Raw genomic sequence first — 20,073 nt, 5'->3', positions numbered from 1 at the left:
AGATGTGTATAAGAGACAGGTAGCGGGTCCTCCCTGGTCGACAGCGGCGTCGCCGCGGGCAAGAACACCGGCGCCAGCCAGGTGGCGGCGGCCGTGCTCGCCATGACGCCGAACGAAGCGCGTTCGGCCCTGAAGATGCTGTCGGGCGAAGCCTACGCCAGCACCGCCAGCGTGCTGCTGAGCCAGGGCGACACCGTGCGCACGCTGCCGCTGTCGCATCTGCGCGGCAATCTCGACGCGCCGGTGCTTGCCGGACGGCCCACGGCCCAACTGGGCGCGCCGTCGTCCGACGCCATGCCGCAAAGCGGCGCCTCGCCGGTTTGGGCGCAAGCGTTCGGCAACTGGAGCAAGTTCGGCAGCGACGGCAACGCGTCCAGCGTGAGCCAATCGTCGGGCGGCCTCTTCGTCGGCGGCGATGGCGCGGTCGGCGGCGGCTGGCGCCTGGGCGCTGCGGTTGGCTACATCGGCAGCCACAACTCGATCGACGACGCGTCCTCGCGTACCAATGTGGACAGCTACACGGCCACCTTGTTCGGCGGACGGAACTTCCAGGCCGGCCCAGGTCACGTCCGGTTCATGGCCGGCGCGGCCTACACCTGGCATGACATCGACGCAAAGCGCGACGTGGCAGCCGGCAGCCTGAACCAGCGCCTCGAGTCGTCCTACCACGCCTCGTCGACGCAGGTGTTCACCGAACTCGGCTACAACCTGCCGCTGGGCGATGCCTACACCATCGAACCCTTCGCCGGGCTGGCATGGAACCAACTGCGCACGCGCGGCTTCGAGGAATCGGGCGGCACGGCGGCCCTGCACGGGTCCAGCAATTCCGATGACGTGACCAGCACCACGCTGGGACTGCGCGGCGGCTGGGAGTTCGGCTCTGACCGCACGCCGGGCCGTCTGACCGCGTCGCTGGGCTGGCGCCATGCCATGGGCGATGTCAAGCCCAAGCAACAGCTGGCCTTCGAAGGCGGCAGCACGTTCTCGGTGACGGGCGTGCCGATCGCCCGCGACGCCGCGGTGTTGGGCCTGGGCGCAGAAATGGCGATCACGCGCAACACGACGGCCGGCATTGCGTATGACGCGCAGTTCGGCGGCGGCAACCGCCAGCAATCGGGCGTGCTCAAGCTGGCTGTGCGCTTCTGATTGGACGCCGCATAGGCGCAACAGGCATCGCGATTGCGGCGCCCGTTGTGCCTGTGCGGGTTGGAATCCAGGCCAAATGAAAAGGGGCGAATCGAAAGATTCGCCCCTTTTTCCAGGACTTGCTCAAGAATGCGCGCTGAGCGGGGCCAGGGCGGACGAGACGCAGTTGGTCCTAGCGCTTATCGGCCCCTTGCCATCGCAGATAAGCCGAGCGGGTAACAGCAGACACTGAATCGAGGACTTTCCGGTGATCGACCTGATGCCGCAGCATCAGCCGTGCATCGGCCACGGCGCGGGATTTGCAGAACCAATGGCAACTGTGCTGCAGCAGATACAGCTCTGCCGAGAGGTGGTACGCGCGTTCTCTTGCGTCCCAGTGGCTCTCGTTGTCCACGACATGGCGCAAGCCGGATGCATGGATGTACAGCAGTTCACGAAAATCCCGTGTCCTTGCAGGAAGAAAGCGCTCGATGTATGGCACGCAGAACGAGAGCGTGCTCACACGGGTAGCCTGCGGACTTTCCTTTTGCATGGCGTCGGCCAGCGACCGTACTTGTGCCGCCACGGCGCGTTCGGCCTGAGCGAAGGTTTCCAGCACCTGTAGCTGGCGTGTTTCGGCGTCTTCGCGGATGGCGCGTGTGTAGCCTTGCGTCAGGGTTTCCATGTGGCGCTCAAGCTGCAAACCGCCCAGATGACGGCCCAGCAGCGCGATGCGGGCGCGCTGGTAGCGCACGCGCAGCACCTGCCATGCAGCGACAAGCACCAGCAGGATCAATGCGGTATCCATTGCCCGTGTTCCTTCATTTTTCAAGCGGCGCAAACCGCAATGAAAAAAGGGCCCGTAGGCCCTTTCTCAAGGATTTTCAGAATTCCGAGAAGGAAGCTGGAAATCAAAATTTGGAGCGGGAGACGAGTCTCGAACTCGCGACCTCAACCTTGGCAAGGTTGCGCTCTACCAACTGAGCTACTCCCGCAATTTCTTGTCTGGAGCCAGCCCCGACTGGGCGGTTCCTGACAAGCGAGGCGGAAGTATACCCAATTTTTCCAAAGATGCACGCTGGCCGCGGAATGCCGCGATGCGGGCCCTCGAAGCGGCGCGCTGACGCTGCTTCGGCGCCCCGGTGGTCGCCATTGATTGAACATGCGGCGGCGCGGCATGCGCCGGATCGCCAGTCCGGCGCTATGAAAACGGGCAAATTATCTTCAAAAAATATCAACCAAATCCATATTGCTTCACTCATACGCGAGATTCAGAATTCTGTTCATGGGCGCAGCCTGTCGCCCGAGGGCGGAAAATGGATACCAAGAACTCCACGAATCAGAGACAACTCACGGTCCGCATTTCCCGGGGAACCGAGGACGGGGCCTACTCCACGTACTCGGTCCCCTGGCGCGAAAACCAGACGGTCCTGGATGTGGTGACCGAAGTCCAGCGCACGCAGGAGCCCAGCCTCTCGTATCGCTACGCCTGTCGCGTCGGCGTGTGCGGGTCCTGTGCCATGACGGTCAATGGCAAGCCGCGCTGGACCTGTCGCACGCATGTGAGCCGCGTCGAGGAAGGCGGCGTGATCGTGATCGAGCCAATGCGCAATATGCCGCGGATCAAGGATCTCGTCGTCGATATGAGCGAGTTCTTCCAGAAGTGGGCGCGCGCCGGGAACACCTTCGTCGGCACAGCCACACGCAACGATCCGCCGGCGTTGGTGTCGCCGCAGAGCAAGAAGCGCAAGCAGGCCGACGCGGCCATCGAATGCATCAATTGCGGCGTGTGCTACGCGGCCTGTGACGTGGTGTCCTGGGACAAGGACTATCTTGGCCCGGCCGCCCTGAACCGCGCATGGACGCTGTACAACGACGAACGACACGCCGACCCCAAGGACGTGCTGCGCAAGGCCACCTCCGGCAGCGGCTGCAATTCCTGCCACTCCCAGGGCAGCTGCATGAAGCACTGTCCGGTAAGCCTCAGCCCCACCGGCAGCATTGCCGGATTGAAGCGCAGCGCCATCTTCAGCCTGCTCAAGGGAGGCTGACATGGAAGCTCGTCTTTTCGCGCTCCAGCGTCTGACGGCGATGGTGATGGCGCCCTTTGTCCTGGTACATGTGGGCCTGGTCATCTATGCCGTGCGCGGCGGCCTGACCGCGGGCGAGATCCTCTCGCGTACCGAGGGCAACTGGTTCTGGATAGTCTTCTACGGCCTGTTCGTCGTGAGCGTCTCGGTCCACGTGCCGATCGGCGTGCGCAACATCCTGATCGAGTGGCTGCAGTTGGGCCGCGGCGCGGCGTCCGCGGTCGGACTGGCGTTCGGCCTGGGACTGCTCATCCTGGGCGTTCGCGCCGTCGCGGCGGTGGGAGGCCTGATGCCATGAGATCCGCGCGCAACCATCAGGCGTACTGGGCTTTCCTGGGGCATCGCATTTCCGGCCTGGCGCTGGCCCTGTTCCTGCCGGCGCATTTCTATGTGCTGGCGATGGCGCTGGACGAAGCGCGGCTGGACGGATTCCTGAAGCTCGCCGACATGCCGGCGATGAAGGTCGGCGAGTGGGGGCTGGTGCTGCTGCTGACCCTGCACATGTTCTTCGGGCTGCGCCTGCTCGCGCTGGAGCTGCTGCCTTGGCGTTCGCCGCGGGACGCGCGCGTCGCGTGGATCGGCTGGGGCTTTGCGGTCTCCATGGCGACGGGCCTGGTTTTCATCGCGGGAGTGATCTGAGATGCGGATCGAGAACATGAAGACGGACATCCTTGTGCTGGGCACCGGCGGCGCGGGCCTGTTCGCGGCGCTGCACGCCAAGAAGGCGAATCCGTCGCTGCGCGTGACGGTGACGGTGAAGGGCCTGTTGGGCAAGTGCGGCTGTACCCGCATGGTCCAGGGCGGCTACAACGTCGCGTTGGCCGCCGGCGACTCGGTGGAACGCCATTTCATGGACACCATCGAGGGCGGCAAATGGCTGCCGCGCCAGGACCTGGCGTGGCGGCTGGTCGAAGGCGCCGTCGAGCGCGTGCGCGAACTGGAAAACGAGATCGGCTGCTTCTTCGACCGCAATCCCGACGGCACCCTGCATTCCAAGGCGTTTGCTGGCCAGAGCTTCGACCGCACTGTGCACAAGGCAGACCTGACGGGCATCGAGATCATCAACCGGCTCATGGAGCAGGTGCGGGCGCTGGACGTCGATGAACTGGAAGAGCATCGCGCCATCGAACTGATTCCCGCCGCCGACGGCTCTGGTATTTCCGGCGTGCTGTTCATCGACATGCGGACAGGCCTTTACCGCTACATCCAGGCCAAGGCCGTGTTGCTGGCAACGGGGGCGGGGCCGACCATGTACCGCTACCACACGCCTTCGGGCGACAAGACCTGCGACGGCCTGGCCATGGCGCTGCGCTACGGCTTGAAGCTGCGGGACATGGAGATGGTGCAGTTCCATCCCACCGGCCTGCTGGGCGGGCCGGATACGCGCATGACCGGCACGGTGCTGGAGGAGGGCCTGCGCGGAGCGGGCGGCTATCTGCTCAATGGCGACGGCGAGCGCTTCATGGCCAATTACGACAAGCGCGGCGAACGCGCCACGCGCGACGTGGTCAGCCGCGGCATCTACGCCGAAATGCGCGCAGGACGCACGGGGCCGATGGGCGGGGTCTACATCCAGATGAGCCATCTGGGCCCGGACAAGGTGGCCAAGACTTTTCCCGGCATGGTCAACCGGTGCAAGGACTGCGGCTTCGATCTGGCGGGCGGCAAGGTGGAGGTGGTGCCGACGGCGCACTACCTGATGGGTGGGGTCGAATTCAATGTGGACGGTTCAACCGCGTCGCCGGGCCTGTATGCGGCCGGCGAGGATTGCGGCGGCGTGCACGGCGCCAACCGCCTGGGGGGCAACGGCGTCGCCAATTCCACGGTGTTCGGCGGCATCGCGGGCGATGCGATGGCGGCCTACGTCGCGAAGTCCGGCCAGTGGCGCGACCCCGACCAGCGCGTCATCGCGCGCGGCATCGAACGCGCCGAGTTCCCGTTTTCCCGGCCCGCGGGCCGCATCCACGAGCTGCGCGACGCGCTCTCGCAAACCATGTGGGACGACGTAGGCGTGCTGCGCCGCCAAGAGGCCATGGCGCATGGCCTGGATGCCATTGCCGGCCACCGCGCCGCCTTGCGCGATATCGGCGTGGCGGACGGCGACCGCCGCTACAACCTGACCTGGCACGACTGGCTCAACCTGGAAAGCCTGGTCGACATTTCCAAGGTCATCACGGTCTCGGCGCTGGCGCGAGAGAACAGCCGCGGCGCGCACTACCGCGAAGATTTTCCCGAGGCTGGCGACCTGCACACCAGCTGCTACACGCGCGTGAGCGCGCAGGACGGCGAGGTGGCGCTGGAGATGGTTCCGGTTTCCTTCGACATCGTAAAACCCGGCGAATCGCTCATCGAGGGCGAGGCGGGCATTCCCCAGAGCTGAGGCACTCCAACCATGAGCATTCCTGTCCAGAAAGTTGAAGAGGCGGCGCTGGAGATCATGCGCCGCGCGGCCATCGAGATTCCGGCCGACTACAAGCGCGGCATCCAGGAGCTGCAGAAGAAGGAAACCGGCAAGCTGCCGCGTTTTGTCATCCACGCCATGGTGGACAACTGGGAAGCCGCCGATCAGGACCGGCGCCCAATGTGCGCCGACACCGGCCTGCCGCGCTACTACGTCAAGGTGGGCAACAACGCCTCGGTCGACAGCGGCTTCGTCGCCGTGGAACGCGCGCTGCGCCACGCCACGGCCGAGGCCACGGTCAGCGTGCCGCTGCGGCCCAACCGCGTGCATCCGCTCTGGCGTACCGACCATAACAACAACGTCGGCATCAATGCGCCAGAGGTCGAATGGTCCTTCGAGCCGGACTGCGACTGGATAGACATCACCACCGTGCACAAGGGCGGGTTGTTCGGCACCGACTACCGCATGCTGTTTCCAGGCGACGGCATAGACGGCATCAAACGCTTCGTGCTGGACACGCTGATCGCCTTCGGCAAGCGTGGGCTGGCCTGTCAGCCGGCCATCGTCGGCATCGGGCTGGGCGGCTCCAAGGACACCTGCATGCAGCTGGGCAAGCAGGCCGCCTGTCTGCGCACGGTCGGGGACCGTAATCCGGACCCCAAGGTGGCGGAGCTTGAATTGGAGCTGATGCAGCTGGGCAATTCCATCGGCATGGGCGCCATGGGTTTCGTCGGCTCCGGCATGGTGGTGGACTGCCATATCGAGTGCGGCTACACCCACACCGGGGGCATGCCCATCAGCCTGCACACTTTCTGCCTGTCTTCGCGCCGCGCCACTGCGCGGATCCATGCCAACGGGGAGATCGAGTACCGCACCGATCCCCAATGGTTCACGCCCTACATGCGCCGGGAGACGGTCGAATGGTAAGCAATGACGACGACATCAAGGTCTTTCATCTGGACCTGCCCGCCAGGCGCGAAGACATCGCCAAGCTGGAACTCGGCTCGGCCGTGTACTTGAACGGCGTGGTCTACACGGCCCGCGAAGGCGTATACAAGAAGGTGCTGGACCAGGGCCTGCCGCTGCCCGTGGACTTGCGCGCCATCAGCAATGTCAACTTCCATTGCTCGCCGGCGGCGGCGCCGGACGGTCGCGGCGGCTACAACGTGGGCGCCGTCACCGCCACCGCCTCGTTCCGATTCTCCAAGTGGATACCGCGTTGGCTGGAAGAGACCGGCTGCCGCATCCTGATCGGCAAGGGCGGGATGCCCGCCGACGATTACAAGCAGGTATTGGCGCCGGGCGGCGCGATCTACCTGACGACCGTGGGCTACGGCACGGGCGCACTTCTGGGCCGGGGCATCAAGCGCGTGCGCGAAGTGCATTGGCTGGACGAACTGGGCATAGCCCAAGCCATGTGGCTGTTCGAGGTCGAAAATTTCGGGCCCTTCATCGTCGAGAGCGACCTCGAAGGAAATTCGCTTTTCGCCCAGCACGCCGAGACCATCAATGCAGGCATCGAGAAACTCTACGCCGGGCTGAAGCCGCCCGCGTTGCACCGCTACGGCGAGACGGACGATCGCAAGGACGAAGTGATGTAGGCGTGCAAGCGCGGCCCGGGTAATTCCACCCCCTGACAAAGAGACTGCAATGATCATCGACTTTAGGCTGCGGCCGCCGGTAGGCGGCTTCCTGGATACGCTGATGTACTCGGCGGGAGACCGTCGCGATGGCTTTACGCGGACGGTGGGCTTCGAGCCCTCGGCCGCGGCGCAGCAGCAATCGATGGCGCTGCTGCTGAAAGAGATGGATGCCGCGCGGATAGACCGCGGCGTGGTCGTGGGACGCCTGGCCGGCGTGCTGGGCAGCGTGTCCAACGAGGACGTGCGAGGCATCGTGGCCGAGCATCCGGGCCGATTCATCGGCGCCGCCTCCATCGACCCCACCGACCGGCGCCGCGCGTGCCAGACCATCAGCCAGGCGCTGGAGGACGGCTTCAAGCTGATCAATATCGAGCCGGGCTCCTACCCGGTTCCCATGTACGCCGACGACAGACGCCTGTATCCGATCTACGGCCACTGCGAGGACCTGGGCCTGCCGGTGATCATGATGGTCGGAGGCACGGCGGGGCCGGACTTGAGCTATTCGGATCCGATACGGACCGACCGGGTGCTGGCGGATTTTCCCGCCCTGAACGTGGTGGTCGCCCATGGCGGGTGGCCCTGGGTCACTGAGATCCTGCACCTGGCGTTCCGGCGCCAGAACCTTTGGCTGTCGCCCGATATGTATTTTTCCCGCATGCCAGGCTGGGAGGAATACGTGAAGGCGGCAGACGGTTTTCTCTCGGACAGGATGCTTTACGCCAGCTCGTTCCCGTTCTGCCCGGTGCAAGGGTACAAAGAGTGGTTCGAGACCTTGCCGATCCGGGAAGATAATCTTGGGAAAGTCATGGGAGGGAACGCGCGGCGGCTGCTTGGCATCTGACGCGGCATACTCCTCCTTTCCGCAATGCCGTCAACACCAGGAACCTTCTTGCATGGATATCCGCACGCTCTACACGCTGATCGCGATTGCAGACCACGGCAGTTTCGCCGAGGCCGGCAATACCATCGGCCTGTCGCTGTCGGCGGTGAGCATGCAGGTTCGCGCGCTCGAGGACGAGCTGGGCATCACGATCTTCGACCGCAGCCGGCGTCCGCCCATCCTCACGGACACGGGGTTGGCGCTGGTGCACCGGGCGCGCGACCTGATCGCGCATTGGGAAAGCATGAGCGCCGCCTTGAAGAAGGGTACTTCGTCGGGATTGCTCAGGCTCGGCAGCGTCCATACCTGTGTGTCGGGCGTGCTGCCGCTGGCGCTGCGGCACCTGCAGAAGCAGGGCCACGGCCTGGAGGTCCATGTCACCACGGGACTCACGCACGACCTGGAGCGCGCCATCTATCACCGCCAGCTGGACGTGGCGATCGTGACCGAGCCCGATGCGCCGCGCTCGGGCCTGGATTTCCTGCCGTTCGTCGAGGAACAACTGGTCGTCATCGCCCACCGCTCGGTCAAGGGCGCCAGCGATCAGGAGATCCTGGAGCAGAATCCCTATGTCCGTTTCAATCGTTCGGCGCGCGTGGGGCATCTGGTGCAGGAAGAGATGGTGCGCAGGCGCATCACCGTGCGTTCGACCATGGAGATCGACAACCTGGAAGGCGTGATCGCCATGGTGGCCAATGGCCTGGGCGCATCGGTGGTACCGGCCTGCCGCGGCAGGAACGAGTTTCCCCCGGGCATCCGCGTCATTCCGTTCGGCTCGCCCACGGTCACTCGTCGCCTGGGCATCCTGGCGCCGAAGGAGAACCCGCGGGCCCATCTTACGCAGTTGTTGCTCGACGCATTGAAGTCAGTCTGTGCCGGCCAGTAGTTCTTAGTCCGGTAGTTCTGTAGTTCAGCAGCCTAGTAGTCCGCAGAAAAACACCGCAACGTCCCGAAAAATCGAGCCATCGGCCCGAGGGTCAGTTGCTGCCTGGCGAATCGTCAGCCGGCCGAACGCCGACCCGCTACGCCGTCCCGCGAACTGAAGGAGACAAAGCCATGAAGAACCAAACTCAACCCAATATTGCGCGCCGCCGCATCGTCAAGACGCTGGGCTGTGGCCTCGCGCTTACGCCGTTTATCGCCCTTCCGGCGCGAGCCGACTGGCCGGCGGACAAGGTCATACGCATGATCGTCCCATTTTCGGCGGGCGGGGCCACCGACCTGCTGGGCCGCGCGTTGGCGGCCGAATTGGGCAAGGGCCTGAAGCAGAGCGTAATCGTCGAGAATCGCGCGGGCGCTGGCGGCAGCGTGGGCGCGCAGGCTGTCGCCAGCGCGCCGGCGGACGGCTATACGCTGTTGCTTGCGTCGGGCAGCATGTTCACGGTCAACCAGTTCATCTACAGCAAGCTGCCTTATTCGCTGACGGATTTCAGTCCCATCGGCAAGGTGGCAAACGGACCCATGGTCATCACCGTCAATGCCAACCTGCCGGTCAAGAACACGCGCGAGCTGATCGAGTACGCCCGCGCCAGGCCTGGCAAACTCAGCTTCTCGTCCGCGGGCGTGGGCAGCCAGACGCACATGGCGGGCGAAGCTTTCAGCGATGCGGCCGGGATCGAACTCATGCACGTCCCGTACAAGGGCGAGGGGCCGGCCTACACCGACCTCATGGCGGGCGTGATCGAAGTCGCCGTGGGCAATATCAATGCCATCGTGCCGTTGCTCAAGGGAGGACGCCTGCGGGCGCTGTCGGTGACGGGCAAGGAACGTTCCGCGTTGCTGCCGGACGTGCCGACCACGGCCGAGGATGGAGTGCCGGGGTTCGAGTTCACGGGGTGGTTCGCCCTGCTGGCGCCGGCGGGCACGCCCCAGGCTTCGGTCGACCGGCTGCTGGCCGATGCCAGGACGGCGGTGGCGCAGCCCAACATGCAGCGCTATCTGGCTGACCAGGGGATGTCGGCGACCATCGTGCCTGCCGCCGCGCTCAGGGAGGAGATCGCCAGGGAGTCCGCCAAGTGGAAGGCGCTGGTGGAAAAGAAGAAGATCACCGCAAGCTGAATCCGCATGATGCCGCCCGATACGCTCGCCTTTGCCGCACCCGTCGTCCTTGCCGCCTATGTCGTCTTCGGGATGACGGGATTCGGCGCGGCCATGGTGGCCGTGCCGCTGCTGGTCCAGTTCATGCCCTTGCAGTTCGCGGTTCCGCTGGTGGTGCTGTTCGACCTGGCCTGCACCGCGCTGGTGGGCGGCAGCAACTGGCGGCGCGTTTCCCTGGTCGAACTCAAGCGCCTGTTTCCCTGGCTGCTGCTGGGGATAGGGCTGGGTGTGACGCTGCTGCACAACGCCGGCGCTCGCTGGCCTTTGATCCTGCTGGGCAGCTTCGTGCTGGCGGTGTGCATCAAGGGCCTGCGGGGCGCGCGCGGGGCCAAGCCGTCGGCGCCGCTGAATACTTTCTGGGCCTTGCCGTTCGGCGTGTTCGGCGGCATCTTCAGTGCGCTGTTCGGGACCGGCGGGCCGATCTACACCATCTATCTGTCGCGCCGGCTGGATGCGCTGGACCAGTTCCGCGCCACGATCTCGGTGGTCATCCTGGCCAGCGGCCTCATCCGGGCGGCGGCCTTCGGCGCCGCCGGACTGTATGCGCAGCCGGAAATCCTGTTCGCGGCCGCCATGCTGCTGCCCGTGGCCCTGATCGGCCTGTACGGCGGATCCCGCCTCAGGGTTCGGGTGTCCCCGGAACTGCTGAAGCGGGCCATCTTCGTTCTGCTCGCGATAGCGGGCGCAGGCGCCATCTATCGCGGATGGGTCTCGCCTGCGTGAGACAGGCTGCCGTTACTTGGCCGTCGGCATGGCGAACTCGGCGCCCTTGCCAATGCTTTCGGGCCAGCGCTGCATGATCGACTTCTGCCGCGTGTAGAAGCGCACGCCTTCTTCGCCATAAGCGTGCATGTCGCCGAACAGGCTGCGCTTCCAGCCGCCGAATCCATGCCAGGCCATGGGCACGGGGATGGGTACGTTGATGCCCACCATGCCAACCTCGATGCGGCGGCCGAACTCGCGCGCGACGTTGCCGTCGCGGGTGAAGCAGGCCACGCCGTTGCCGAATTCGTGGGCATTGATGAGATCCACGGCTTCTTTCAGATCCTTCACGCGCACGCAGCCCAGCACCGGGCCGAAGATCTCTTCCTTGTAGATGCGCATGTCCGGCGTGACGTGGTCGAACAGCGTGCCGCCCATCCAGAAACCGTCGCCGCAGCCTGCGCCTGCCTGAGAACCCTGGAAGCCGCGGCCGTCCACCAGCAGTTGCGCGCCTTCCTGCACGCCCAGATCGATATAGCCGCTGATGCGCTCATGCGCGGCGCGGGTCACGATGGGGCCCATCTCGGCCGCGGGGTTCTCGCCGTCCAGCACCTTCAGCGTCCTGGTGCGTTCGATCAGTCTGGGCAGCAGCCGGTCGGCCACGTCGCCCACCAGCACCGCCACGCTGATCGCCATGCAGCGCTCGCCGGCCGAGCCGTAGCCGGCGCCGATCAGGGCGTCGACCGCCTGGTCGATGTCGGCGTCCGGCATCACGACCATGTGGTTCTTGGCGCCGCCCAGGGCCTGCACGCGCTTGCCATGGCGTGCGCCGGTCTCGTAGATGTAGTTGGCGATGGGCGTGGATCCGACGAAGCTGATGGCTTTCACGTCCGGGTGTTCCAGCAGCGCATCAACCGCCACCTTGTCGCCCTGCACCACGTTGAACACGCCGTCGGGCAGCCCCGCTTCGCGCAGCAGTTCGGCGATGCGCAGCGATGCGCTGGGGTCGGTGGGGCTGGGCTTGAGCACGAAGGTGTTGCCCGCCGCGATCGCCACCGGGAACATCCACATGGGTACCATCACCGGAAAGTTGAACGGCGTGATGCCCGCCACCACGCCCAGCGGTTGGCGCAGCGTCCAGTTGTCGATGCCGGTGGAAACCTGCTCGGTGTGGGCGCCCTTCAGCAACTGGGGAACGCCGCAGGCGAACTCGACGATGTCGATGCCGCGAGTGACTTCGCCTTGCGCATCGCTGAAAACCTTGCCATGCTCGGCGGTGATCAGGTGGGCAAGTTCGTCGCGATGCTTGTTCATCAGTTCAAGAAACCTGAACAGCACGCGGGCGCGGCGGATGGGAGGGGTGTCCGCCCATTGCGGAAATGCCGCCCGGGCGCTGGCCACGGCGCGGTTCACCTCGTCGGGCGTGGCCAGCGCCACCTGCTTGGCGACGGCGCCCGTGGCCGGGTTGTAGACGGGCTGGCGGCTGCCTGTCCCGTCGACGAGGCTGCCGCCGATATAGTGTCCGGCATCGCGGGATTGGGCGCTGGCATTGCTTGCGGTCATGGCTGGCTCCTGGGCTCATGCATGGTGTTCTGGAGCTGGCAATGTCGCGCATTGCCGCCCGGACGTCGAGACCGCAGGGCTGGAATCAGTGTTTGATGTTTCGAACAATGGAGCAAGGCATGACGAAAACCAGGCGTCTGGAAGATCTGTGGTCGCATATCCATTGCCTTGGGGTGCTGGCCGATACCGGCAGCTATACGGCGGCCGCGCGCCGCCTGCAGATCAGCAAGGCGTCGGTGAGCCAGCGCATCGTGGAACTGGAGCAGGCGGCTGGCGTCCCCCTCGTGCGCCGCACCACCCGCAGCGTCGGCCTGACCGAGGCGGGGCAGAGCCTGGTCGACCAGACCGCGGCGGCCTTTCTGCGCATCGAAGAGGGCTTCTCGGCCGTGCGGGACCTGTCCGAGGGGCCGCGCGGCGTGCTGTCCGTGACCGCACCCGTAGCCCTGGGACGTCAGGTCATTGCGCCGCTGATACCCGGATTCCTGAAGAATTTTCCCGACGTGCGGATCCAGCTGGAACTCAGCGACCATCTGGCGTCCCTGGCTACCGAAGGCTTCGACCTGGCTATCCGGCATGTGGCCGGCGTGCCGGACACGCACGTCGCGTCGGTCATCTGCGAGACGCGCTCCGTGCTGGTTGCGGCCCCGGAGTACCTGGCGCAGCACGGCACGCCGAAGACGCCGATGGATCTGGCCGCCCACAATTGCCTGCACTACCTGCGGCGCAGCGGCAGCGCTACCTGGTCGTTCGAGTCGCGTGACGGAGACAAGCGCGTGGCGGTTCCGGTGCGCGGCAGCTTCACCGCGAACAACAGCGAAGTGCTGCGGGAGGTGGCTGCCGGATCCCTGGGGATCGCGCTGGTGCCGGATTTCAGCGCCAACCAGGCCCTGCGCAGCGGAGAGTTGGTCGAGGTCCTGCGCGGGTGGCGCGTGGTGGGCGAATATGCAGAACGGCTGTACGCAGTCAGGCCCTACACGCCGCGCGTGCCGCTGACCGTATCCTCATTCGTCGGTTACCTGCGCGAGGCGATCCCGGCGTCCGCCGGACTTGGCGGACCGCCTGGAGCGGGCAATGAGGCGGGTTAATTGACTTGCAACCCGGCCTTGGCCACAAGGTCGGCATAGATCGCGGCTCCCTGGCTGACGTATTTTTCCGTTTCCGCGGGGGACAGGACGTGGGGGATGCCGCCGAAGTTGGCGTTGCCGGCGATCCACTTCGGATCCTGTGCGATCTGCTTGAGCACGTCGGCCCATTTGGCCACCGCTTCGGGACTCATGCCCGGCGGCCCGAACAGTCCGCTCCAGCCTACGACAGCTTCGAGTTGAGGCAGCCCCAGCTCGCGGGCGGTCGGGATGTCGGGGAACTGCGCCAGGCGTTCGGGCGTGGTCGTCAGCAGGGCGCGCAGCTTGCCGCTGGCAAGTATGCCCGTCATCGAACTCAGGTTGTTGCAGGCGAAGTCCGCATCCTTGCTGAGCACCGCCAGCGCGACTTCGTTGCCGCCCTTGTAGGGGACGTTGACCACGGCCTCGGATTTCAGGCCGAGGCTGCTGAGCAGCAGCTGCGGCGCAAGATTCTGCACCGTGGCCGGACCGGAATGGCTGTAGTTGAGCTTGCCGGGATGGGCCCTCAAGGCCTGTGCCAGATCGCCGATCGTCTTGTAAGGGCTGTCCGGATGCACCACACAGACCACGGGGTTCAGCTCCAGCAGTCCGATGTACGTGAAGTCCCGGGCGGTATAGGGCGTGGTCTTGGGTTGTAGCGCGGGCAGCAGGACCTGGGAGCCTATCCGGCCGACGAGCAGGGTGTAGCCGTCGGGAGCGGCGTTCTTCACGGCGGCCGAGCCGATCGCGCCGTTCGCCCCGGCCTTGTTGACGACGACCAGCGGCTGGCCAAGCAGGCCTTGCTCGGCGGCGGACAAGTTGCGGGCCGCCATGTCGGCGTCGCCGCCCGCGCTGAACGGCACGATGAGCTGGACGGGCTTGGCGGGATAGGCTTGGGCGGTTGCCAGGCCCGGAAGCGCGGCCAGCATGCAAATCGCGGCGCGAGCGAACGCGCCCGGCCAGAGGCCGGTAGGTCTCATCATGAGAAGTCTCCTGTCGTGCTAAGGGACGAAACCGGACTGCAGCTGGGCTCGATGCTTCGAGGTCAATGACCGGTCGCGGACTGCGTTGATGCGCTGAAAACCGGAGCGGGTTCGCCCGCCAGGGATACGTTGATACATGCGGGCAGCCCGCTGTCCGCCGCCGCGCGCAGCGCGGTGGCGAGGCTGTCGCGGTCCCGGGCGGCGTAGCCGGCTCCGCCAAGCGCCGCGGCGACTTCGTGGTAGCGCGCGGTCGGCGCGAGTTCGCAGCCGATCAGCCTTTGCGGACCGTAGGTGCGCATCTGGATCAAGTGTTCGGCGTTCCAGCGCAGGTCGTTGCCGACCACGGCGACGATCGCGGCGCGCTCGCGCACGGCCGTGTCCAGCTCCATCAGGTGAAAGCCCGCCGTGCCGTCGCCCATGAGCACGGCCACGGTGGCCTCTGGTTGTGCGATCTTGGCGGCGATGGCGTAGCAGATGCCTGCGCCTATCGCGCCCGACATGCCGTTGATGATGCGCACCGGCGCCTGGCAGTATGCCTGCGCCCACTGGCCGAATTCGCCGCCGTCGCAGACCAGGATGGGATGGGGGGCGGACGCGAGAAACGCTTGGACCGCTTCACATAGCGCGCGCGGCCCCAATGCTCCATCGGCGCAAGCCGCGGCGCCCAGAGTGTTCCGGTTGCGCAGCGCTTCGTCCACGCGCGCGCGCCACGAGGCGCGCGCGGCCGGGGCTGGCGCCGCTGGCAATGCCGGCAGCACGGTGTAGGGATCGCCCTGCAGGGCCAGAGCCAGGCGGTCGCCCAGCAGGCGGGCCGCGCGTTCCAGCATCGCGGGGTCGGGGTCTATCGCCACGACCCGGGCCGTCTTGCCCAGCGCGCCCGTGCCGCCGAAGCCCAGCGTGAAGTCCAGGCACTTGCCGGCCAGCACGATGAGGTCCGCCTGCGGAATGATTTCGGCCAGGGAGCCCAGGGAAGGGTCCTTCAGGCCGCGCGGGCTTTCCATGGGGATGAGGTGCACGCCTAGCGTTGCTTCCAGCTTCTCGCGAACCGCGCGCATGTGCGGACGCGCTCCGGTGGGGCCTGCCAGCAACAGGGGGCGCTGTGCCGAGTCAAGCAGCGCGGCGAGCTGTTCCAGGCCGGCTGCGTCCACTGCAGCGGGCTCGCGCTTCGGTGTAGTGGCGGGCAGTTCTGCCAAGCCCGTCTCCGCGGTCATCAGGTCGAAGGGCAGGGCCAGATGAACCGGTCCGCGCCGTGGGGCAAGCGCTTGCGCGACCGCGCGGTCGAGCGCGGGATAAAGCTCCTGCACGGTCCGCGGACGCAGCGATAGCTTGGTCAAGGAACGGGTGATGGAAACCTGGTCCAGTTCCTGGAACGCGCCCATGCCGTCTTCTCCTACCGAGGAGTCGCCGGAGATGAGGAGCACGGGGCTTTCCGCCTGCGACGCCGAGTAAAGCGGCGCCAGGCCATTGGTGATGCCGGGCGCGGCGGTCAGCATCGCGACGCCAAGCTCGCCGGTGATCTGGGACCAGGCGTCCGCCATGAAGACGGCGGCCGCCTCATGCCGCACATGGATGATGCGGATGCCTGCATCGATACAGGCATCGTAGAGCGGCATGATCTGATTGCCGGACAGGCTGAAGATGGTCTTGACGCCCAGGCGATGCAGCGTACGGATAATCAACTGGGATCCAAGCACCTGTCTCTCCGCTGGGGCTGCGTCGGCTGTGCGCCGCGCGCCTGTTTTTTACCGGCTATGGGAGAGTTCAGTGTATCGGCTATCCGTGGCGGGTTGGTTGATGTTTTTTGAACCTAGGGGGCGGCCCGCGGACGGTCTTGTTCCGTCTGCGCGACCGCGTCGCGCACGCCTTGCCCATAGGCCGGGTCTGCCCGAGTGCAGTTGGCGATATGGCGTTCGATGACTTCCCTGGAGGCGCCGCGGATCGCGCGCGCGGTGTTCTGGAACAGTCTCTGTTTTTCGTCCGCCGCCATCAACCGGAACAGGTTGCCGGGCTGGGAGTAGTAGTCGGTATCTTCCCTGTGATCCCAGCGGGCCGCAGCGCCGCTGATCTCCAGCGGCGGTTCGGAATAGTCCGGCTGCGCCTGCAGGACGCCATGGCTGTTGGGCGTGTACGCGGGCGTGCTGCCGCCGTTGCCATCCACGCGCATCGCTCCGTCGCGGTGATAACTGTGAAATGGGCAGCGAGGCGCGTTCACCGGGATCTGCGGGTAGTTCACGCCCAGCCGATAGCGCTGCGTGTCGCCATACGAGAACAGGCGGCCCTGCAGCATCTTGTCCGGAGAGAAGCCAATGCCGGGCACGATTGCTGCGGGACTGAACGCGGCTTGTTCGACCTCGGCGAAGAAATTCTCGGGGTTTCGATTGAGCTCCAGGACGCCGACTTCGATCAGCGGATAGTCCTTGTGCGGCCAGACCTTGGTCAGGTCGAAGGGGTTGAGATGATAGGTATGGGCTTCGGCGTCGGGCATGATCTGTACATACAGGGTCCAGCGCGGAAACTCGCCGCGTTCGATCGCTTCGTACAGGTCACGCTGATTGCTTTCGCGGTCCGCCGCGATGACCTGACCGGCCTCGGCGTCCGTCAGGTTCCGGATGCCCTGCTGGGTCTTGAAGGTGAACTTGACCCAGAAGCGCTCGCGGGCGGCGTTGATGAAGCTATAGGTATGGCTGCCGAAGCCATGCATGTGGCGATAGCTCTTCGGAATGCCGCGGTCGCCCATGATGAGCGTCACCTGGTGCAGGGTCTCGGGCAGCAGCGTCCAGTAGTCCCAGTTGTTCTGCGGGCTGCGCATGCCGGTGCGAGGATCGCGTTTGACGGCCCGGTTCAGGTCGGAGAATTTCAGCGGATCGCGCACGAAGAAGACCGGCGTGTTGTTGCCGACCAGGTCCCAGTTGCCCTCCTCGGTATAGAACTTGAGCGCGAATCCGCGGATGTCGCGTTCCGCGTCGGCCGCGCCGCGTTCGCCCGCCACGGTCGAGAAGCGGGCGAACATTTCGGTCTGCTTGCCTACCTGGCTGAAGATCCTGGCCTTGGTGTAGCGCGTGATGTCATGGGTGACGGTGAACGTGCCGAAGGCGCCGGCTCCCTTGGCGTGCATGCGCCGCTCGGGGATCACTTCGCGGTCGAAGTGCGCCATCTTTTCCAGGAACCAGACGTCCTGCAACAGCGCCGGCCCGCGCCGGCCGGCGGTCATCGTGTTGTCGTCGTCGGGCACGGGGGCGCCGAACGCGGTGGTGAGTTTGCTCATGATGGGCTCCTTGCGTGGTTCAACGGGGCAGCGGCCTTCAAGAGCGGGAGCATCGCAACGGGCTCGGATCCGGCCGCGCCAATCTCAGACGTAGTGCTCGATGGGGGAATGGTCTTCCAGGCGCAGCACACGACCATCGATGACGAGGGACGGCAGGCGGGTGATGCCAAGCGCCCGGGCCTGGGCGGCGGACCCGGGCTGCCGCGCGAGATCGAATGATTCGTAGCGATGCTGAGGCGTCGCGAAGGCCGCGGCCATGCTGCGGTCTATGCCCAGGCAGAGATTGCAGCCGTCGTGGAACAGGGTGACTTGAATCAAGGCGATCTCCTTGGCGTGCCGCCAGGGCGGCTGCGTCCCGGCACCCGTGCCTCATGGGCCGACATGCCAGGCTGGTCTTGGAGGCGCGGGCTGGAATCGAACCAACCTCAGGAGATTTGCAATCTGCCGCATGACCACTCTGCCACCGCGCCGTTTTGTTTGTCCTAGGACGTAATGAATGGTACGGAAGCCGGGCAGGGCGCGGGCTTCCTCGAATCCACGAAAATTGTCCTGGCGTCCAGCATGAATGACGCAGGCCAAGGCCGCGTATGTCATAGGGCGTGTGACAGTGGGGGACGGAGAGGGCGGCGCAATATGGCCGCAGGCAGCGTGGGGAGATGCCCGCGTTGCGAGCAGAAATGAAAAAAGGGCCCGAAGGCCCTTTCTCAAGGATTTCCAGAAAGAATCTGGAAATCAGAATTTGGAGCGGGAGACGAGTCTCGAACTCGCGACCTCAACCTTGGCAAGGTTGCGCTCTACCAACTGAGCTACTCCCGCATGGGTTCTGCACTTGAAACAGCCAGAACCTGTTTTCTTATTCACTCTGATCAACTTGGTTATCGATCAGAAGGCGCGCATTCTACATGATTTTTTTGAGCTTGTCTTGGCCTGGACTTATTTGGGTCTGTTCACTGCAAGCAGTTTGCGAACAAAGCCTGAAATTCAGGGCAAGCACTCAATCAAGTAATATGAGCGAAGACAGAAACTATAGCAATCCGCAGCATCCATGTCAAATTCTCCCGCCAAAGTTCTTCCGTCCCCAGCCTTGTCGCCCGTCAGCCAGGATCTCACCCGGCTGAATACGTTGGGCCTGGCGTCGCGGGCCGGGGCCTTTGTGACCCTGGAAGATGCGGCGCAGTTGCCGGCGTTGTCGCAGCTGGCGCACGAGACGTCTTCCCTGCTGGTGCTGGGGGGAGGCAGCAATCTGGTATTGCCGAGCCAGGTGCAGGGATTGGTGGCTCGCGTCGCGTTCAAGGGCGTGCGCTTGCTGGAAGCTCGTCCGGATGCCTGGCTGATCGAGGCGGCGGGCGGCGAGACCTGGCACGGCTTTGTCGAAACCTGCGTGAACCAGGGCTGGGACGGGCTGGAAAACCTGGCGCTGATCCCGGGTACGGTGGGCGCGGCACCGGTGCAGAACATCGGCGCTTACGGCGTTGAACTGCAGGAGCGTTTCCACAGCCTGACCGCCTGGGACGTGCGCGCAGGGCGCCTGGTCGAAATGAGCGCGGCCGATTGCCGCTTTTCCTACCGCGACAGCGTGTTCAAGCACGACGAGCCCGGACGCTGGGTCATCGTGAGTGTGCGTTTCGCCTTGCCCCGGCCCTGGCGGCCTGTGCTGGGCTACCCTGATTTGCAGCGCCACGCGCGGCTGGCGGCGGGACAGCCGAGCGCCCGCGATATCTTCGACGCGGTGTGCGAGATCCGCCGCGCCAAGCTGCCCGATCCGGCGGTGACGGGCAACGCAGGCAGTTTTTTCAAGAACCCTATCGTGTCGGCGCAAGTGCGGGACAGGCTGCTGGACCGTTTTCCCGGTCTGGTGTCCTACGTCCAGCCCGACGGCGGCTACAAGCTGGCGGCCGGCTGGCTGATAGACCAATGCGGCTGGAAGGGCCGCTCGCTGGGGGCCGCGGGCGTGCATGAGCGCCAGGCTCTGGTACTGGTCAATCGCGGCGGGGCCACGGCGGCCGACATCATGGGCTTGGCGCATGCCATCCAGGCCGCGGTGTCCGAGCGCTACGGCGTGCGGCTCGAACCGGAACCCGTGGTGGTGTGAGGCCGTTTGGGCCGGGCAAGAAAAAAGGACCCCGCTGAACTGACCCCCGAAAGTTGGACGTAGATCCAACCTTTGGGGGTTTTTGCATGACGAAGTACGACGAGCAGTTCAAGCTCAAGGCGGTTAGGAAGT

At 65.4% G+C, this 20,073-nt stretch carries 19 protein-coding genes and 3 tRNA genes; 13 read left to right on the top strand and 9 right to left on the bottom strand.

The window, feature by feature from the left end; all coding sequences use genetic code 11:
- Nucleotides 1-102 precede the first annotated feature (102 nt).
- On the top strand, nucleotides 103-1,146 hold the full coding sequence (locus DXK93_RS30310) for an autotransporter outer membrane beta-barrel domain-containing protein (RefSeq protein WP_233564649.1): 1,044 nt from the start codon (nucleotides 103-105) through the stop codon (nucleotides 1,144-1,146).
- Nucleotides 1,147-1,318: 172 nt separating this feature from the next.
- On the opposite strand, the gene DXK93_RS30305 is transcribed toward DXK93_RS30310, so the two are convergent.
- Nucleotides 1,319-1,933, bottom strand: coding sequence for a hypothetical protein (locus DXK93_RS30305; protein ID WP_119452071.1), 615 nt, complete (start codon nucleotides 1,931-1,933; stop codon nucleotides 1,319-1,321).
- 111 nt (nucleotides 1,934-2,044) lie between these two features.
- Nucleotides 2,045-2,120, bottom strand: a tRNA-Gly gene (locus DXK93_RS30300).
- A 321-nt stretch (nucleotides 2,121-2,441) separates the two neighbouring features.
- Between DXK93_RS30300 and DXK93_RS30295 the strand changes: the two genes are divergently transcribed.
- The 10 genes from DXK93_RS30295 to DXK93_RS30250 all read left to right on the top strand — a co-directional run bounded on the left by DXK93_RS30295 (nucleotide 2,442) and on the right by DXK93_RS30250 (nucleotide 10,959).
- Nucleotides 2,442-3,176 (top strand): succinate dehydrogenase/fumarate reductase iron-sulfur subunit, encoded by a 735-nt coding sequence (locus DXK93_RS30295; protein WP_054449990.1) that lies wholly within the window; start codon nucleotides 2,442-2,444, stop codon nucleotides 3,174-3,176.
- Nucleotide 3,177: 1 nt separating this feature from the next.
- On the top strand, nucleotides 3,178-3,513 hold the full coding sequence (locus DXK93_RS30290) for a succinate dehydrogenase (protein WP_054449992.1): 336 nt from the start codon (nucleotides 3,178-3,180) through the stop codon (nucleotides 3,511-3,513).
- The gene (locus DXK93_RS30285) at nucleotides 3,510-3,854 is read left to right on the top strand and encodes a succinate dehydrogenase (protein ID WP_054449994.1); all 345 of its coding nucleotides are present in this window, start codon (nucleotides 3,510-3,512) and stop codon (nucleotides 3,852-3,854) included. The genes DXK93_RS30290 and DXK93_RS30285 overlap by 4 nt, the downstream gene beginning before the upstream one ends.
- Before the next feature lies 1 nt (nucleotide 3,855).
- Nucleotides 3,856-5,595, top strand: coding sequence for an L-aspartate oxidase (locus DXK93_RS30280; protein ID WP_119452070.1), 1,740 nt, complete (start codon nucleotides 3,856-3,858; stop codon nucleotides 5,593-5,595).
- Nucleotides 5,596-5,607: 12 nt separating this feature from the next.
- Complete coding sequence (locus DXK93_RS30275) at nucleotides 5,608-6,543, top strand: fumarate hydratase (RefSeq protein ID WP_054449999.1); 936 nt, start codon at nucleotides 5,608-5,610, stop codon at nucleotides 6,541-6,543.
- The gene (locus DXK93_RS30270) at nucleotides 6,537-7,217 is read left to right on the top strand and encodes a fumarate hydratase C-terminal domain-containing protein (RefSeq protein WP_119452069.1); all 681 of its coding nucleotides are present in this window, start codon (nucleotides 6,537-6,539) and stop codon (nucleotides 7,215-7,217) included. Before DXK93_RS30275 ends, DXK93_RS30270 begins: the two co-directional genes overlap by 7 nt.
- A gap of 49 nt (nucleotides 7,218-7,266) precedes the next feature.
- Nucleotides 7,267-8,100 (top strand): amidohydrolase family protein, encoded by an 834-nt coding sequence (locus DXK93_RS30265; protein WP_119452068.1) that lies wholly within the window; start codon nucleotides 7,267-7,269, stop codon nucleotides 8,098-8,100.
- Between the two features lie 52 nt (nucleotides 8,101-8,152).
- Nucleotides 8,153-9,025 (top strand): LysR substrate-binding domain-containing protein, encoded by an 873-nt coding sequence (locus tag DXK93_RS30260; RefSeq protein ID WP_054450007.1) that lies wholly within the window; start codon nucleotides 8,153-8,155, stop codon nucleotides 9,023-9,025.
- A gap of 170 nt (nucleotides 9,026-9,195) precedes the next feature.
- Nucleotides 9,196-10,197 carry a tripartite tricarboxylate transporter substrate binding protein gene (locus DXK93_RS30255; RefSeq protein WP_119452067.1) on the top strand — a complete coding sequence of 334 codons (1,002 nt, stop codon included), beginning with the start codon at nucleotides 9,196-9,198 and terminating at the stop codon, nucleotides 10,195-10,197.
- Nucleotides 10,198-10,203: 6 nt separating this feature from the next.
- On the top strand, nucleotides 10,204-10,959 hold the full coding sequence (locus tag DXK93_RS30250) for a sulfite exporter TauE/SafE family protein (RefSeq protein ID WP_341868343.1): 756 nt from the start codon (nucleotides 10,204-10,206) through the stop codon (nucleotides 10,957-10,959).
- 12 nt (nucleotides 10,960-10,971) lie between these two features.
- Here DXK93_RS30250 and DXK93_RS30245 read toward each other — a convergent pair whose 3' ends face one another.
- Complete coding sequence (locus DXK93_RS30245) at nucleotides 10,972-12,501, bottom strand: CoA-acylating methylmalonate-semialdehyde dehydrogenase (protein ID WP_119452066.1); 1,530 nt, start codon at nucleotides 12,499-12,501, stop codon at nucleotides 10,972-10,974.
- 119 nt (nucleotides 12,502-12,620) lie between these two features.
- On the opposite strand from DXK93_RS30245, the gene DXK93_RS30240 reads away from it, so the two are divergent.
- Nucleotides 12,621-13,586, top strand: coding sequence for a LysR family transcriptional regulator (locus DXK93_RS30240; RefSeq protein WP_119452072.1), 966 nt, complete (start codon nucleotides 12,621-12,623; stop codon nucleotides 13,584-13,586).
- Here DXK93_RS30240 and DXK93_RS30235 read toward each other — a convergent pair.
- The 6 genes from DXK93_RS30235 to DXK93_RS30210 all read right to left on the bottom strand — a co-directional run bounded on the left by DXK93_RS30235 (nucleotide 13,583) and on the right by DXK93_RS30210 (nucleotide 18,665).
- On the bottom strand, nucleotides 13,583-14,584 hold the full coding sequence (locus DXK93_RS30235) for a tripartite tricarboxylate transporter substrate binding protein (RefSeq protein WP_119452065.1): 1,002 nt from the start codon (nucleotides 14,582-14,584) through the stop codon (nucleotides 13,583-13,585). The two genes, DXK93_RS30240 and DXK93_RS30235, sit on opposite strands and share 4 nt — an antisense overlap.
- Nucleotides 14,585-14,646: 62 nt before the next feature.
- Nucleotides 14,647-16,278 (bottom strand): thiamine pyrophosphate-binding protein, encoded by a 1,632-nt coding sequence (locus DXK93_RS30230; protein WP_119452064.1) that lies wholly within the window; start codon nucleotides 16,276-16,278, stop codon nucleotides 14,647-14,649.
- 113 nt (nucleotides 16,279-16,391) lie between these two features.
- On the bottom strand, nucleotides 16,392-17,849 hold the full coding sequence (locus DXK93_RS30225; RefSeq protein ID WP_054450017.1) for a catalase: 1,458 nt from the start codon (nucleotides 17,847-17,849) through the stop codon (nucleotides 16,392-16,394).
- Between the two features lie 84 nt (nucleotides 17,850-17,933).
- Nucleotides 17,934-18,167, bottom strand: coding sequence for a hypothetical protein (locus tag DXK93_RS30220; RefSeq protein ID WP_054450019.1), 234 nt, complete (start codon nucleotides 18,165-18,167; stop codon nucleotides 17,934-17,936).
- A 78-nt stretch (nucleotides 18,168-18,245) separates the two neighbouring features.
- Nucleotides 18,246-18,319, bottom strand: a tRNA-Cys gene (locus DXK93_RS30215).
- Nucleotides 18,320-18,589: 270 nt separating this feature from the next.
- Nucleotides 18,590-18,665, bottom strand: a tRNA-Gly gene (locus DXK93_RS30210).
- A gap of 229 nt (nucleotides 18,666-18,894) precedes the next feature.
- Here DXK93_RS30210 and murB point away from each other — a divergent pair.
- The gene (gene murB / locus DXK93_RS30205) at nucleotides 18,895-19,941 is read left to right on the top strand and encodes a UDP-N-acetylmuramate dehydrogenase (RefSeq protein WP_119452063.1); all 1,047 of its coding nucleotides are present in this window, start codon (nucleotides 18,895-18,897) and stop codon (nucleotides 19,939-19,941) included.
- The last annotated feature ends 132 nt before the right edge of the window (nucleotides 19,942-20,073 follow it).

Origin of the sequence: Achromobacter sp. K91 (assembly GCF_003576205.1) — a bacterium.
GTDB lineage: Bacteria > Pseudomonadota > Gammaproteobacteria > Burkholderiales > Burkholderiaceae_B > Achromobacter > Achromobacter aegrifaciens.
This window is presented reverse-complemented; position numbering and strand designations above follow the sequence as displayed.